Here is a 14,648-nt window from a genome sequence, read left to right on the forward strand (position 1 = left end):
TGCCGTTTTTGTCAGTGCACGATGGCGCGTTTCAACGCTTGGCGCACGGCTTTCAGGATGGCCGGCTCAAATGCGTTGTGGCCGGCCTGGAACAGGCGGAACTGCAACGGCAGGCGCCGCCGCAACCACCGCACGCTGGACATGCCGAACAGGTCCCGGGTGCCTTGGATGACCTGCGTATTGGCATCGAGTGACAGCCGTTCGTGGGCGCGCGTGAAGAAGTACCGGTTAACGTGATAGTGCAATTCCAGGCGGATCGCACGCACGGCTTCCTGGTCGACGAAATTGCCCAGGGCATCGGGGGACATCGACTGTCCGCTCAGGTACAGGCTGGCGCGTAGCCAGTGCAGGGCAGCCTGCCGCTGTCGCAGGGCGCAGCCCTTGTCGAGGATCTCGTAGATCGCCTCGGCGCTGCCGGCGCAGTTGCCGTCATGGATGGCCGACAGGCCTTTGGTGAAGTTGTCATCGTAGGCGCTGACGTTTTCCGCAAACGGCACGAAGATCGACGCCAGTGTGGTCTTGAGCACCGCTTCGGGATAGCGCTGCTGGTATTGAATCGCCAGCCAACTGCCCCACGAGACACCGAGCAGGCTGATCCTCGCGAAGCCCAGGTGCAGTCGCAGGCCATCAATGTCCTCCACGCAACGGCCGGTATCATTGAGTTGACGCTCGCCATGGGGAAGGGAGCGCCCGCAGCCGCGCTGGTCGAACAGAATGATCTCGAAATGCTGCTCATCGAAAAACTCGAGATGGTGGCGATTGCTGCAGCCCCCAGGTCCGCCATGCAGGAAAAAGACGGGTTCGCCACCCGGTGTGCCCCAACGCTCCCAATAGAGTTGGTGACCGTCGTCGGTGGGGTAATAGCCTCGGGTCACCATTGCAGGGGCATCCTCAATTGATAGAACTGGAACAGTTCCGAACGACCGGGACGGGCCGCAACGCGGCTGATCAGCGCCAGTTTCCATACCTGCGCCAGATAGGGCACACCCAGTAATACCGGCGTGTGGCCGAACAGCAGGATCGTGCCGCCGGGTTTGACACAGGCCACCAGGTCCGTGAACAGGCCCTGGGCGTCTTTGCGCGTCATGACTTCGGCATTGAGAAACCGCAGGACCAGCACATCGCAACGGATGCCGGACGCTGCGACGAGGCGGGCATCGCCCAGGCTGAATCGGACGGCGCCATGGCCATGCCGCCTGAGCGCATGTTCGATCATCGAAGCCGAGCGGTCCGAACCCAGGTACTGGCGGTCGGGCAGCGCGTGCGCCAGGTGGGCAATGAACTCACCGGTCGAACACGCCGGGTCGAGGATTACTGCACCCGGCGCCGACAGGGTTTTGAGCAGGGCTGCGCAATGCTCGCGAAAATGCGCTTCGTCCGCGTTCAGCCTGGCGGCGAGCGAGGCGTCGCACTGCCAGTCATTGGCGCGGCAGATGCTTTCCCGGCCGGCCTTATCCATCAGCGGAAACGGGAAGCGTACTTCGCTCTCCGGTTGGGTCAGAGCGGCGTGGAATGCGCTGTGTTTTTCCTGTTCGTCGACGGCGCGAAAGTACACCACCGCGCCTTGATTGCCCCATTGCCATTCGATCAGGTGGCCGAGCAGCATCCATGGCTGGAGCAGGCTGCTGAGATGCCAGCCGGCGCTTTCGTTGTGCTGGAGGATCTTGCGGCCCACCCATTCGATGCCATCGAGGCGCAGCACGAACAGATGATGCAGGCCTGGCCCGAACGGCTCGATGAAGCGATCCAGTTGGCCCGGCACTGTCTGCAGGCGGCTGAAGGATCGGGCGAGGTGACGCTCTCGATGCAGGGCCGGGGTCATGCGGGTACTCCCTGGGAGACTCGCAAGCGCCGGCCGCGGGCCTGTGGCACCACGACATTGCCGCTCGAGACGACGAAAAACCGCTCCAGCCCGGGAATGACCACATTGACCAGCGTGGTGCCCAGCGGCGTTTCATGCAGCCGGGTAATCCCCAGCGTACGCCCGTGTCGGTGCAGGTCTGCGGCCAGGCGGTCGATTTGATCGGCCAGCGGGCGGGTGGGACCTTCATCGGGCAATTCCACGGTGAGTTGCTCGCAGCGGGCCAACAGGACGTGAACATCGAATTGCAGGCAGCGCAGCAGGCGTGGGAATGGGCTGAGGTGCTTTTTCGCGTTGCTCAGGTGGTATTGCTGTTCGGGCTGCGTCAACCCGTGATGCAATTGCACCAGTTCAGTCACGGCACGCCAGGCGCCGTGGCGGGCGCTGAGCGAGCATCCGCTGCCGAACACGCGTGGCTGGGAGCCGGCCTGCGTTGAACATGCGAGAAAGGTGTGTGGGAGGAATTCGTTGCTGATGTCGATCACGACGATGTCGGCACCGATCTCCACTTCGGCGTCGCGCCAGAGTCTGCCCAGTGCGTCATCGGCTGTCGGTCGGGCGACCCGACGCAGCGTGGAGGGGGTGCGGTAGTAAAAGTGATCGAGCAGAAACAGTGCGACGGCGTCGCGCTCGATGCACTCATTGACGGCATGTAACACCGCTTCGTGGTAAGTGGCGCCAATCGCCGTTCCGCTGTTGGAGGCGTAACGTTTTAATACGTTGTAATCGGTGGTGTCTTGTTTTAGCGGTGCCAGTGAGTAATGGGGTGAACACAATGCAACCGGATAATGGAATGTCGTGTGATTCAAGTAGTCGGTATATGTCCGACAGGCTGTCAATGCATGCGGTTGTTCGATCAGTGGTGATAAAACGCTGTCGTCGATAAACAGTCGGGAGTTGGCGAAGTAACATGAAGTCACCCAGCAGATATCATCGGGGCTGACGTGATCACTTAAATGATGTTCCAGTGTTTCATACAGTGCGCCGACATGCGCACAAGGCGGATAACCCTTGCCCGATCCGCGGGCGATGATGCGTCCCTCATGGTCACTGGCCCTGACGTGTATCGCGACGACCCGTTGACCCCACTGCTGCGACTGCGCACAGAGCCCGAGCCTCTGCCACTCGGCCTCGATCCGCTGCGTTGCCTGCTCCAGGGGCAGTTCCCGTTCCGCACAGGTAAAACCGTCCATTGTTCATTCCCTCGAAAAACAGCACCCGACCCCGCCCCCTGTAGGAGCGAGCACGCTCGCGATGGTCGTCAACGATGACGCGGGCAACCTGAAACTGCGCGGTGTTCCATCGTCCATCGCGAGCAAGCTCGCTCCTACAGGGGGGCGGGGTGTTTTATTCGGCTTCCAGTTCGGCCTGTTCGGATTCGCTCAGGTGCAGCTCTTCGATCTGTTCTTCCGTAGGGACATCCTGCAGTTCGAGATCAATGATTTTGTTGGCGTTGATACTTCCCATGTAACCCATAGTTGTACGCTCTCTTTTTGTTGGATAGTGAGTGTGCTTGCTCAAGCACGGAGCAACTGTATGAACTGCAAATTGATCGGTCAAAAATGACAGGAAGTTACCAAGTGGGTGTTTACGGTGTACGGAAAAACGTACACATCAATCGGTGATTGACGATTGCGGTTCATGAATCAGGACCTTTGCCGAATAGGTGAGCACTGAAGTTCAGCGATTTTTGCCAGCAATACGTGGGACATTTCAGATGGTGGGGTGAGCCAACTATTGCGGCCGGGTGACTCGTGATGATTTGCGATTTTAGTATTGAGATTTTTCCTATGTTGTTTGAAGGGCACTCATACAAATTTGCAGGATAAAGACGCTACTGGGCATCAACAGCCGAGCAAATAAAAACGGCACCCGAAGGTGCCGTCATGTGTTGTGTGCCTGCAAGCGGTACGCCTTAGACCAGAATGGCCAACGGCGTGTACCGGGTCATGATCGGATCGGCCGTCAGCAGCTGCATCGGTTCCATGACGGTGGTCGCCACGATGAGGCGGTCGAAGGGATCGCGGTGATGAGGCGCCAGGTCTTTCACCGCAATGGCATGTTCTGCCTCGATCGGCAATTCGATGAACCCGCTGTCGGTGCAGAACTCCCGTATTCCCTCCAGGTCGACGCTGAGTTTGCCCAGGCCGACCTTGATCGCCATTTCCCAGAACGTCGCCGCGCTGACGTGGACTTGCGTGGCGTTGTTGATGAGTGCTCGGGCTGCATAGGATAACTTCTGGTCATCGGTGAGTGCCCACAGAAGAATGTGGGTGTCGAGCAGAACCCTCACAAATGCCGTCCTTCGAAGGCATCCAGCAAATCGTCTGGAAGGGGCGCATCGAAGTCGTCGCTGACGATGAACTTGCCCTTCATCGCGCCGATGCGTCGCGCTCGAGATCGTTCCATGACGAGCAAGGGCCCGCGGGTGTTTTCCGCACGCTTGAAAGAGAAACGGGGGGAGCTGGTGTTGTAGGGGGCCTGATGTTCGGCGAGGAAGGCGCTGCGGTCGTCCTGCGATTCATTGAAGATGTCACGTTTCATGGGTTGCCTCGATGTTTCCGTCCTTTGAGTGTTCAAGGTAACCCCATTCGCCAAATTTTACCTGTAGGACCGGGCGGGTAATCCGGCGAGAGCTTTCGGAGATCGCGAGGGGAGGGGAGAGCAGCGGTAACAAATCCCACAAAACAAAAACGGCACCCGAAGGTGCCGTTTTTGTTCGTTGCAGGTTTCACCCAGTGATCAACCCGCCAGTACCGCCTGCTGAACCAGGGTCAGCAATGGTTGTGGGTACAGGCCGAGGAAGAACGCCAGGACGGCGATGGCCAGCAGCATCACGCCGCCTGCCTTCTGTTCCCAGTGCAGCTGGGCGTCGTGACGGCGCAGGTTAGGCTCGATCAGGTACAGGGTGACCATGACGCGCAGGTAGTAGAAGACGCCGATGGCGCTGCCCATTACCAGGGAACCGACCAGCCACCATTGATGCGACTCGACACCGGTGGCGATGATGTAGAACTTGCCGATGAAGCCCGCGGTCAGCGGGATACCGGCCAGGGACAGCATCATCACGGTCAGTACGGCGGTCAGGTACGGACGGCGCCAGAACAGGCCGCGGTACTCGTACAGGGCGTCTGCGTCACGACCGTTGTACGGCGAGGACATCAGGGTGATCACGCCGAAGGCGCCGAGGCTGGTGATCACGTAGGTGACCAGGTAGACGCCGATGGCTTCCACCGCCAGGCCCTTGCTGGCCACCAGGGCGATCAGCAGGTAACCGAAGTGGGCGATGGACGAGTAACCCAGCAGACGCTTGAGGTTGCTCTGGGTCAGGGCCAACAGGTTACCGAACAGGATCGAGACGATGGCGATGATGGTCAGCACGTCGCTCAGGACACCGCTGCTGGCAGCCGGCGAGAGCTGGAACAGACGCACCATCACGGCGAACACGGCGACTTTCGAAGCGGTGGCGAGGAACGCGGCGACCGGTGCCGGAGCCCCTTCGTACACGTCCGGTGTCCACAGGTGGAACGGTACCAGCGACAGCTTGAAGGCCAGGCCGATCAGCATCATGCCCAGGCCCAGTTGCGCCAGCGCGCTTGGCAGGCCGGTGGCCGCCAGGGCCTGGCCGATGCCGACGAAGCTCAGCGAGCCGGCGTCAGCGTAGAGCAGGGCCATACCGAACAACAGGAACGCGGAACCGGCTGCCGACAGCACCATGTACTTGATACCGGCTTCCAGCGAACGCTTGTTGAAGAAGGCGTACGCCACCAGGCCGTAGACCGGTACCGACAGCAGTTCCAGACCGATGAACAGGCCGGCCAGGTGCTGCGCGCTGACCAGGACCAGGCCGCCGGCGGCGGCCATCAGGATCAGCAGGTACAGTTCTTCGCGGTTGCCCGGGTAACCCGAACCGCCATCACCGAGGTAGGCGTGGGCGAGGGTGACGCAGGCGAGGGTGGCGACCAGGATCAGCGCCATGTACAGGCAGGCGAAAGTGTCGATTTGCAGCAGCGGGGTCACGGCCAGGGGCGCGACTTTCAGTGCCGGCAGGATCGACAGCAACGCCAGGTTCAGGCCCGCCACGGAGATCAGGAAGGTCTGCGAGTGGTTGCGACGCCAGGCGATCGCCAGCATCACCACGATAATGGTGAGGCTGGTGATCAACAGTGGCGCAAGCGCAATAAAGTGTTGAATCGTGAATTCCATAGCGCTCTTACCGGGCCGAAGCGAGTTGAGTGAAGGCGGTGCCGAGCCATTGCTGCACGCCATGCATCGTCGCAGCAGAGGTGTCGAGGAACGGTTGCGGGTAGACGCCGATGTAGATCAGCAGCACCGCCAGACCGACCACCATGATCAGTTCGCGAGCATCCATGCCATGCATGACCGCGTCCGATTTGGACGGGCCGAAGTAGGCACGGTGAATCATGATCAGCGAGTACACCGAACCGAACACCAGGCCGGACGTCGCGATTGCGGTGATCCACGGCGAAGAGGCGAAGGTGCCGATCAGGATCAGGAACTCACCGACGAAGTTACCGGTACCCGGCAAGCCCAGGGACGCGGCAGCGAAGAACAGGCTGATGGCCGGCAGGTAGGCGATCTTCGACCACAGGCCACCCATTTCACGCATGTCGCGGGTGTGGGTGCGTTCGTACAACTGACCACTCAGGATAAACAGTGCCGCGGCGGAAACACCGTGCGCCAGCATCTGGATCACCGCGCCCTGCAGCGCCAGTTGGCTGCCGGAGTAGATGCCGATCAGTACGAAGCCCATGTGGGAAACGGACGAGAAGGCGATCAGGCGCTTGATGTCGGTTTGTGCGAAGGCCAGGAACGCGCCGTAGAAGATCCCGATCAGACCCAGGGTCATGGCGATCGGCGCGAACTCGGCCGAGGCATTCGGGAACAGCGGCAGGGCGAAACGCAGCAGACCGTAGGCCGCGGTTTTCAGCAGGATACCGGCGAGGTCGACGGAACCTGCGGTCGGCGCCTGGGCGTGAGCGTCAGGCAACCAGGAGTGGAACGGCACCACCGGCAGTTTCACCGCGAAGGCGATGAAGAAGCCGAGCATCAGGATGTACTCGGTGGTGGTCGACATCTTGACCTTCAACAGGTCGGCGTAGTTGAAGGTAATCACGCCGGTGTTGTTGAAGTTGACCAGCACCAGACCAAGGATCGCCACCAGCATGATCAGGCCGGAAGCCTGGGTGAAGATGAAGAACTTGGTTGCTGCGTAGATCCGGGTTTTCTTGCCGTCCGAAGAACTGTGACCCCAGAGCGCGATGAGGAAGTACATCGGCACCAGCATCATTTCCCAGAAGAAGAAGAACATGAACAGGTCGAGGGCGAGGAACACGCCGACGACACCGCCCAGGATCCACATCAGGTTCAGGTGGAAGAAGCCAACGTGACGCTGGATCTCTTTCCACGAGCAGAGTACCGAGAGGATACCCAGCAGGCCGGTCAGCAGGATCATCAGCAGCGACAGGCCGTCGAGGGCCAGGTGCACGTTGATGCCGAAGCGCTGGATCCAGACGTGTTTGAACTCAATCACCCAGGTCGGATCGGCACCCGGTGCCGGAGCAAATGAATAATCACCGTGGGCCCACAGCCAGAGGCCGAGGGCGAGTTCCAGGGTCATGGTCAACAGCGCAATCCAGCGGGGGAGGGTGGCGCCGAAGCGCTCACCCATCCAGCACAGCAGGCCGCCGATGAAGGGGATCAGGATTAGCCAAGGCAGAATCATGACGGGCTCAATTCCTTTCGCAAGTTCGCAAGGTTCATATTCACACCGCTACCAGCACAATGGCGCCGATGACCAGCACGGAGCCGGCTGCCATCGAGGCCGCGTACCAACGCAGTTGACCGGTTTCGGTACGGCTCAGGGCGGTGTGGCCGCCTTTGGCCATACGCGGGATCAGGCCAATGGTCTGGTCCAGCGGGTCTTTGCGCAGGATGTGGCTGATCGCCAGGTATGGCTTGACGAACAGTTTGTCGTAGATCCAGTCGAAGCCCCAGGCAGCGAACCACCAGGCCGAAAGGAGACGGCCGATGCCGCTGTTGGCGATGGCGGTGACGAAACGACGCTTGCCGAGGAACAGCAGCGCAGCCAGCAGGATACCGGCCAGGGCGATGGCGCCCGAGGCGATTTCCAGGCTGTGCTTGGCTTCGCCGCCGGCGTGGCCGACGCTTTGTGGCAGTACGCCATGCAGCGGTGGAACGATCATGGCGCCGACGAAGGTCGACAGCACGATCAGCACCGACAGTGGCAGCCAGTGGGCGATGCCGTGGCCAGCGTGGGCTTCGGTCTTGGCTTCACCGTGGAACGCGATGAAGATCAGGCGGAAGGTGTACAGCGAGGTCATGAACGCGCCGACCAGACCTGCGTAGAGCAGACCCTGGTTACCGCTGGCGAACGCTTCCCAGAGGATTTCGTCCTTGGAGTAGAAGCCTGCGGTCACCAGTGGCAGGGCCGCCAGGGCCGCGCCGCCGACGATGAAGCTGGCGTAGGCCAGTGGCAGTTTCTTCCACAGGCCGCCCATCTTGAAGATGTTCTGCTCGTGGTGGCAGGCAACGATCACCGCACCGGAAGCAAGGAACAGCAGGGCCTTGAAGAAGGCGTGGGTCATCAGGTGGAAAATCGCGCCATCCCAGGCACCCACACCCAGCGCCAGGAACATGTAGCCGATCTGGCTCATGGTCGAGTAGGCGAGGATACGCTTGATGTCGGTCTGTACCAGCGCGGCAAAACCGGCCAGTACCAGCGTCACGCCACCGACCAGGCCAACCAGGTGCAGGATCTCCGGCGCCAGGCTGAACAAGCCATGGGTACGGGCGATCAGGTAGACACCGGCGGTCACCATGGTCGCGGCGTGGATCAGTGCCGAAACCGGGGTAGGGCCGGCCATCGCATCCGCCAACCAGGTTTGCAGCGGCAGTTGCGCCGATTTACCGACCGCGCCACCCAGCAGCATCAGGGTGGCCAGGACCATCCAGAAATCGCCGGCCTGGAATTTCTGCGGTGCCAGCACCAGCAGTTCCTGGACGTTGAGGGTACCCAGTTGCACGAACAGGATGAACAGGCCGATGGCCATGAACACGTCGCCGATGCGGGTGACGATGAACGCCTTGAGTGCCGCGTTACCGTTGTTGCGGTTGCTGTAGTAGAAACCGATCAACAGGTACGAGCACAGGCCCACGCCTTCCCAGCCGAAGTACAGGAACAACAGGTTATCGCCCAGTATCAGGAACAGCATGCTGGCGATGAACAGGTTGGTGTAGGCGAAGAAGCGCGAGTAACCGGCTTCACCGCGCATGTACCACGAGGCGAACAGGTGGATCAGGAAGCCCACGCCCACGACCACACCCAGCATGGTCACGGACAGGCCGTCCAGGTACAGGGCGAAGTTCGGCGTGAAGCCTTCCACCGCCATCCACTGCCACAACACCTGGGTGTAGTGACCGCCTTCAGGCGGGGCGACGTTGAATTGCCAGATCACGTAGGCGGCGACAATCGCCGACAGGCCGACGGAGCCGACGCCGATCAGGGCCGCCAGGTTTTCCGAGATGCGTCCACGGGAGAACGACAGCAGCAGGAAACCGATCAGAGGGAATACGAAAGTCAGAAAGAGTAGGTTCATCCGCGCATCTCACTGGCAGCGTCGATATCGAGCGTGTGGAAGCGGCGATACAGCTGCAACAGAATCGCCAGGCCGATACTGGCCTCGGCGGCTGCCAGGCTGATCACCAGGATGAACATGATCTGTCCATCCGGCTGTGCCCAGCGGCTACCGGCAACGATGAACGCCAGTGCGGAGGCATTCATCATGACCTCCAGGCTCATCAGCACGAAAAGAATGTTGCGGCGCACCATCAGGCCAACGAGGCCGAGGCAGAACAGGATGCCGGCGACTGCCAGACCATGCTCCAAGGGGATAGCACCCATTGTCATTGCTCCTTGGCTTCGTTGCGGCCCAGGTGGAACGCCGTGACGGCTGCGGCAAGCAGCAGCATCGAGGCGAGTTCGACCACCAGCAGGTACGGACCGAACAGGCTGATGCCCACGGCCTTGGCGTCTACGGTGGTGTGGCCGATGGCCTGGCCGGTCTGCTGGGAGAACAATACGTACAGCAGTTCAACCAGCAGCAGGGCGGCGAGTGCAGCCGGCCCGCCCCAGATTCCGGGCTTGAGCCAGACGCGCTCCTGCTGGACCGAGGCCGGGCCCAGGTTCAGCATCATCACCACGAACACGAACAGCACCATGATGGCGCCAGCGTAGGCGATCACTTCCAGGACACCGGCAAACGGTGCGCCGAGGGCGAAGAACGTCATGGCCACGGCGATCAGCGAAATGATCAGGTAGAGCAGGGCGTGCACGGGGTTGGTGTGGGTGATCACGCGAAGCGTGGACACCACAGCGATACCCGATGCGAAATAGAAAGCGAATTCCATCTTTCTTCCTTAAGGCAGCAAGCTCTTCACGTTGATCGGTTCGGCTTCGTTCTGCGCGGCGCCTTTCGGCTTGCCCGCAATCGCCATACCTGCAACACGATAGAAGTTGTAATCAGGGTTTTTGCCGGGGCCGGAGATCAGCAGATCTTCTTTCTCGTAAACCAGGTCCTGACGTTTGAACTCGGCCATCTCGAAATCCGGGGTCAGCTGGATCGCGGTGGTCGGGCAGGCTTCCTCGCAGAGGCCGCAGAAAATGCAGCGTGAGAAGTTGATGCGGAAGAAGTCCGGGTACCAGCGACCGTCTTCGGTTTCAGCTTTCTGCAGCGAGATGCACCCGACCGGGCAGGCCACGGCGCACAGGTTGCAGGCTACGCAACGCTCTTCGCCATCGGGGTCACGGGTCAGGACGATACGGCCACGGTAGCGCGGCGGCAGGTAGACCGGTTCTTCCGGGTACTGCAGCGTGTCGCGCTTGCGGAAGGCGTGGCCGAAAATCATCACCAGGCTGCGAAGCTGGGTGTAGAGGCCATGCACGATGTCAAAAATGTACTTCATGATTCTCTATCCTCACTGAGCCGCGACGGCGGGCGTGTTGAGCAACACGATCGCAGCGGTCACCAGCATGTTGACGAGGGTCAGCGGCAGGCAGAACTTCCAGCTGAAATCCATCACTTGGTCATACCGTGGGCGCGGGATCGAGGCGCGCAGCAGGATGAAGATCATGATGAAGAACGCGGTTTTCAGTGCGAACCAGATGAACGGGATCTGCGGCAGGATGTTGAACGGACCGTGCCAGCCACCGAAGAACAGGGTCACCAGCAGCGCCGAGATCAGCACGATGCCGATGTACTCGCCGACGAAGAACATGCCCCATTTCATGCCGGCATATTCAATGTGGTAACCGTCGGCCAGTTCCTGTTCCGCTTCCGGCTGGTCGAACGGGTGACGGTGAGTCACGGCGACGCCGGCGATGAAGAAGGTCAGGAAACCGAAGATCTGCGGGATGATGAACCACAGGTTCTGGGCCTGGTAGTCAACGATGTCGCGCATGTTGAACGAGCCGACCTGGATCACGATGCCCATCAGCGACAGGCCCATGAACACTTCGTACGACACGGTCTGGGCCGAGGCCCGCAGGCTGCCCAGCAGGGCGAACTTGTTGTTGCTCGACCAGCCGGCGAACAACACCGCGTACACCGACAGGCCAGCCATGGCGAAGAAGAACAGGATGCCGATGTTCAGGTCCGCCACGCCCCAGGTCGGGGTGACCGGGATGATCGCGAAGGCAATCAGCAGGGCGCTCATGGCCACGACCGGTGCCAGGGTGAAGATCATCTTGTCGGCGAACGGCGGGGTCCAGTCCTCCTTGAAAAACATCTTGATCATGTCGGCCGCGATCTGGAACGCGCCGAACGGGCCGACGCGGTTCGGACCGTAACGGTCCTGCCAGAGGGCGAGCAGGCGACGCTCGACCCAGCTGAGCAGCGCGCCGCACACCACCACGGCGAGCAGAATCACGATGGCCTTGAGGACCGCGATGATCACGTCAATCACTTCAGGCGTGAACCAGGTCATTGCGCTGCCTCCTGCAGACCGTCAACGGAAAGGCCTGCGATCGCTGGCGGAATGCCTGCGATACCGGCCGGCAAGGCCACCAGGCCAGCACCCAGCTCTTCGTTGATGCGCAGCGGCAGACGCAGGGTCTGGCCGGCCACGTTCAAGCTCAGCAGGGCGCCGTCGTTGACACCCAGGCGATCGGCTTCGGACTTGGCCAGTGCGACGTAGGCGGCCGGGATGCGTTCCTGCACCGGCGCGGCTTTGGAAGAGTTCTCTTCGCTGCCGAACAGGTGGAAGAATGGCACGGCTTGCCAGGTGCCCTGGGCCGGGTTGAAGGCGCGCGGAACACTGGCGAACCAGTTCAGCGAATCACCACTGCTTTCGATCAGGCGGGTGCCCGGGTCGCCAGCGCGGATGTGACCACCGACTTCGTCCTGGAACTTGTTCCAGGCTTGCGGCGAGTTCCAGCCCGGCGACCAGGCGAACGGCACTTGCTGACGCGGTTCGGCCGAACCCGAATAACCTTCCATGGAGAAGGCGAACGCGGTGTCCTTGTCTTGCGGAGTACGCGGCTCGTGCACGCTGATGTCGGCGCGCATGGCGGTACGACCGGAGTAGCGCAGCGGTTCACGCGCCAGCTTCAGGCCCTTGATGCGGAACGCGGCGGACGGAGCGGCATCGACGATGCGCGCCAGTTGCGGCGTGCTCGAGGCAACGGCAGCGGTGACGTGGTCCAGCTGGGTCCAGTCGATCGGCTGGTTCAGCAGGGTGGCGCGCAGGGCGTGCAGCCAGCGCCAGCCTTCGTGAACCAGGATGCTGGCGTCCATGTATTGCGGGTCGAAGACCTGGAAGAAGCGCTGGGCGCGACCTTCCTGGCTGACCAGGGTACCGTCGCCTTCGGCGAAGCTCGCCGCGGGCAGGACCAGGTGCGCACGGTCGGCCGTGGCGGTTTTCTGGTGGTCGGCAACGATCACCACTTTTGCCGCGGTCAGGGCGGCATCGACGCGCGCCTTGTCGGTACGGGTGTACAGATCGTTTTCCAGCACGACGATGGCGTCGGCACGGCCGTCGATGACGGCTTGCAGCGCGGCATCGACCGACTCGCCACCGAGCATGGCCAGGCCGAGGCTGTTCGCCTCAGGTACGACCAGGCTGATGGAGCCGTTCTTCTCGCGCAGCTTCAGCGCCTTGGCGATGTTGGCGGCCGCTTCGATCAGCGCCTTGGAACCCAGCGAGGTACCAGCGATGATCAGTGGACGCTTGGCTGCCAGCAGGGCGTCGGCGATGCGCTTGACCAGTTCCTGGGCTTCGCTGTCCAGGCCTTCGACGGCTGGTGCGCTGGCATCGAGGGCGTGGGCCACGGCGAAACCGATGCGCGCCAGATCGTCAGGAGCGGCGTGTACACACTCCTCGGCGATGTCGTCGAGCTTGGTTTCAGCCAGGGTCGCGATGAACAGCGGGTTCAGCTCGTGCTGGCCGATGTTCTTCACGGCGGCGTCGAGCCAAGGCTGGACGCGCATGGCGTCGGCCATGTCCTCGGCCTTGCCCTTGACCGATTGGCGCAGGGCCAGGGCCATGCGAGCAGCGGTCTGGGTCAGGTCTTCACCGAGGACGAACACGGCGTCGTGGTCTTCGATGTCGCGCATGTTCGGCACAGGCAGCGGGCTGTCTTTGAGTACTTGCAGAACCAGGCGGATACGCTCCAGTTCAGCCGCTTCGATACCCGAGTAGAAGTGCTCGGCGCCGACCAGTTCGCGCAACGCGTAGTTGCTTTCGAGGCTGGCACGGGGCGAACCGATACCGACGATGTTGCGACCGCGCAGCAGGTCGGCGGCTTTATCCAGCGCCTCGTCCAGGCCCAGCTTGGTGCCGTTGGCCAGCAGCGGCTGACGTGGACGGTCGGTGCGGTTGACGTAGCCATAACCGAAGCGGCCACGGTCGCACAGGAAGTACTGGTTGACCGAACCGTTGAAGCGGTTTTCGATACGACGCAGTTCACCGTAACGCTCGCCCGGGGAGATGTTGCAACCGCTGGAGCAGCCATGGCAGATGCTCGGGGCGAACTGCATGTCCCACTTGCGGTTGTAGCGCTCGGAGTGGGTCTTGTCGGTGAACACACCGGTCGGGCAGACCTCGGTGAGGTTGCCGGAGAACTCGCTTTCCAGGGTGCCGTCTTCAACGCGACCGAAGTACACGTTGTCGTGGGCGCCATAGACGCCCAGGTCGGTGCCGCCGGCGTAGTCCTTGTAGAAACGCACGCAACGGTAGCAGGCGATGCAGCGGTTCATCTCGTGGGAAATGAACGGGCCCAGCTGCTGGTTCTGGTGGGTACGTTTCTTGAAGCGATAACGGCGCTCGTTGTGGCCGGTCATCACGGTCATGTCTTGCAGGTGGCAGTGACCGCCTTCCTCACAGACCGGGCAGTCGTGCGGGTGGTTGGTCATCAGCCATTCGACGACACTGGCGCGGAAGGCCTTGGATTCTTCATCGTCGATGGAGATCCAGGTGTTGTCGGTGGCAGGGGTCATGCAGGACATGACGATACGACCACGGGTGTCGTTCTCGTCGGTGTACTGCTTGACCGCGCACTGGCGGCAAGCGCCAACGCTGCCCAGGGCAGGGTGCCAGCAGAAATACGGAATATCGAGGCCTAGCGACAGACATGCCTGTAACAGGTTGTCTGCCCCGTCGACTTCGAGCGCTTTGCCGTCTACGTGGATAGTGGCCATTGTTCAAAGTTCTTCGTTGGCCCGTTGTCAGCGGGCGTGGCTAATGGAAT

General features: G+C 61.5%; 14 protein-coding genes. All 14 read right to left on the minus strand.

Going from position 1 to position 14,648, the window contains the following annotated elements; genetic code table 11:
* Window positions 1-11: 11 nt before the first annotated feature.
* The 14 genes from ABVN20_RS28590 to nuoG all read right to left on the minus strand — a co-directional run bounded on the left by ABVN20_RS28590 (window position 12) and on the right by nuoG (window position 14,598).
* Window positions 12-878 (minus strand): alpha/beta fold hydrolase, encoded by an 867-nt coding sequence (locus ABVN20_RS28590; RefSeq protein ID WP_368559140.1) that lies wholly within the window; start codon window positions 876-878, stop codon window positions 12-14.
* A complete protein-coding gene (locus tag ABVN20_RS28595) occupies window positions 872-1,822 on the minus strand; it encodes a trans-aconitate 2-methyltransferase (RefSeq protein WP_368559141.1) in 951 nt (316 codons plus the stop codon). Before ABVN20_RS28595 ends, ABVN20_RS28590 begins: the two co-directional genes overlap by 7 nt.
* Window positions 1,819-3,054, minus strand: a complete 1,236-nt coding sequence (locus ABVN20_RS28600; RefSeq protein ID WP_368559142.1) for a YcaO-like family protein — start codon at window positions 3,052-3,054, stop codon at window positions 1,819-1,821. The genes ABVN20_RS28595 and ABVN20_RS28600 overlap by 4 nt, the downstream gene beginning before the upstream one ends.
* 154 nt (window positions 3,055-3,208) lie before the next feature.
* On the minus strand, window positions 3,209-3,337 hold the full coding sequence (locus ABVN20_RS28605) for a hypothetical protein (protein ID WP_368559143.1): 129 nt from the start codon (window positions 3,335-3,337) through the stop codon (window positions 3,209-3,211).
* Between the two features lie 439 nt (window positions 3,338-3,776).
* Window positions 3,777-4,154, minus strand: coding sequence for a type II toxin-antitoxin system VapC family toxin (locus tag ABVN20_RS28610; RefSeq protein ID WP_368559144.1), 378 nt, complete (start codon window positions 4,152-4,154; stop codon window positions 3,777-3,779).
* Window positions 4,151-4,405 carry a hypothetical protein gene (locus tag ABVN20_RS28615; protein WP_368559145.1) on the minus strand — a complete coding sequence of 85 codons (255 nt, stop codon included), beginning with the start codon at window positions 4,403-4,405 and terminating at the stop codon, window positions 4,151-4,153. Before ABVN20_RS28615 ends, ABVN20_RS28610 begins: the two co-directional genes overlap by 4 nt.
* 198 nt (window positions 4,406-4,603) lie before the next feature.
* A complete protein-coding gene (gene nuoN / locus ABVN20_RS28620) occupies window positions 4,604-6,067 on the minus strand; it encodes an NADH-quinone oxidoreductase subunit NuoN (RefSeq protein WP_368559146.1) in 1,464 nt (487 codons plus the stop codon).
* 7 nt (window positions 6,068-6,074) lie between these two features.
* Window positions 6,075-7,607: an NADH-quinone oxidoreductase subunit M gene (nuoM, locus tag ABVN20_RS28625; RefSeq protein ID WP_368559147.1), complete on the minus strand. Its 1,533-nt coding sequence runs from the start codon at window positions 7,605-7,607 to the stop codon at window positions 6,075-6,077.
* Between the two features lie 40 nt (window positions 7,608-7,647).
* Window positions 7,648-9,501, minus strand: coding sequence for an NADH-quinone oxidoreductase subunit L (gene nuoL / locus ABVN20_RS28630; protein ID WP_368559148.1), 1,854 nt, complete (start codon window positions 9,499-9,501; stop codon window positions 7,648-7,650).
* On the minus strand, window positions 9,498-9,806 hold the full coding sequence (gene nuoK / locus ABVN20_RS28635) for an NADH-quinone oxidoreductase subunit NuoK (protein WP_368559149.1): 309 nt from the start codon (window positions 9,804-9,806) through the stop codon (window positions 9,498-9,500). Before nuoK ends, nuoL begins: the two co-directional genes overlap by 4 nt.
* A 2-nt stretch (window positions 9,807-9,808) precedes the next feature.
* A complete protein-coding gene (gene nuoJ / locus ABVN20_RS28640; protein WP_368559150.1) occupies window positions 9,809-10,312 on the minus strand; it encodes an NADH-quinone oxidoreductase subunit J in 504 nt (167 codons plus the stop codon).
* Between the two features lie 9 nt (window positions 10,313-10,321).
* Entirely contained in the window at window positions 10,322-10,870 is a 549-nt protein-coding gene (gene nuoI / locus ABVN20_RS28645) for an NADH-quinone oxidoreductase subunit NuoI (protein WP_192304871.1), read from the minus strand.
* A 9-nt stretch (window positions 10,871-10,879) separates the two neighbouring features.
* Window positions 10,880-11,887, minus strand: a complete 1,008-nt coding sequence (gene nuoH, locus ABVN20_RS28650; RefSeq protein ID WP_368559151.1) for an NADH-quinone oxidoreductase subunit NuoH — start codon at window positions 11,885-11,887, stop codon at window positions 10,880-10,882.
* The gene (nuoG, locus tag ABVN20_RS28655) at window positions 11,884-14,598 is read right to left on the minus strand and encodes an NADH-quinone oxidoreductase subunit NuoG (RefSeq protein WP_368559152.1); all 2,715 of its coding nucleotides are present in this window, start codon (window positions 14,596-14,598) and stop codon (window positions 11,884-11,886) included. Before nuoG ends, nuoH begins: the two co-directional genes overlap by 4 nt.
* Window positions 14,599-14,648: the final 50 nt, after the last annotated feature.

It is taken from the genome of Pseudomonas sp. MYb118 (genome assembly GCF_040947875.1).
In the GTDB taxonomy this organism is placed as follows: Bacteria; Pseudomonadota; Gammaproteobacteria; order Pseudomonadales; family Pseudomonadaceae; genus Aquipseudomonas.

What these genes read in the sequence shown, in the direction of transcription:
- ABVN20_RS28590 (WP_368559140.1), bottom strand. Translation starts at nt 878, where the DNA reads ATGGTGACCCGAGGCTATTACCCCACCGACGACGGTCACCAACTCTAT.
- ABVN20_RS28595 (WP_368559141.1), bottom strand. Translation starts at nt 1,822, where the DNA reads ATGACCCCGGCCCTGCATCGAGAGCGTCACCTCGCCCGATCCTTCAGC.
- ABVN20_RS28600 (WP_368559142.1), bottom strand. Translation starts at nt 3,054, where the DNA reads ATGGACGGTTTTACCTGTGCGGAACGGGAACTGCCCCTGGAGCAGGCA.
- ABVN20_RS28605 (WP_368559143.1), bottom strand. Translation starts at nt 3,337, where the DNA reads ATGGGTTACATGGGAAGTATCAACGCCAACAAAATCATTGATCTCGAA.
- ABVN20_RS28615 (WP_368559145.1), bottom strand. Translation starts at nt 4,405, where the DNA reads ATGAAACGTGACATCTTCAATGAATCGCAGGACGACCGCAGCGCCTTC.
- nuoN (WP_368559146.1), bottom strand. Translation starts at nt 6,067, where the DNA reads ATGGAATTCACGATTCAACACTTTATTGCGCTTGCGCCACTGTTGATC.
- nuoM (WP_368559147.1), bottom strand. Translation starts at nt 7,607, where the DNA reads ATGATTCTGCCTTGGCTAATCCTGATCCCCTTCATCGGCGGCCTGCTG.
- nuoL (WP_368559148.1), bottom strand. Translation starts at nt 9,501, where the DNA reads ATGAACCTACTCTTTCTGACTTTCGTATTCCCTCTGATCGGTTTCCTG.
- nuoK (WP_368559149.1), bottom strand. Translation starts at nt 9,806, where the DNA reads ATGGGTGCTATCCCCTTGGAGCATGGTCTGGCAGTCGCCGGCATCCTG.
- nuoJ (WP_368559150.1), bottom strand. Translation starts at nt 10,312, where the DNA reads ATGGAATTCGCTTTCTATTTCGCATCGGGTATCGCTGTGGTGTCCACG.
- nuoH (WP_368559151.1), bottom strand. Translation starts at nt 11,887, where the DNA reads ATGACCTGGTTCACGCCTGAAGTGATTGACGTGATCATCGCGGTCCTC.
- nuoG (WP_368559152.1), bottom strand. Translation starts at nt 14,598, where the DNA reads ATGGCCACTATCCACGTAGACGGCAAAGCGCTCGAAGTCGACGGGGCA.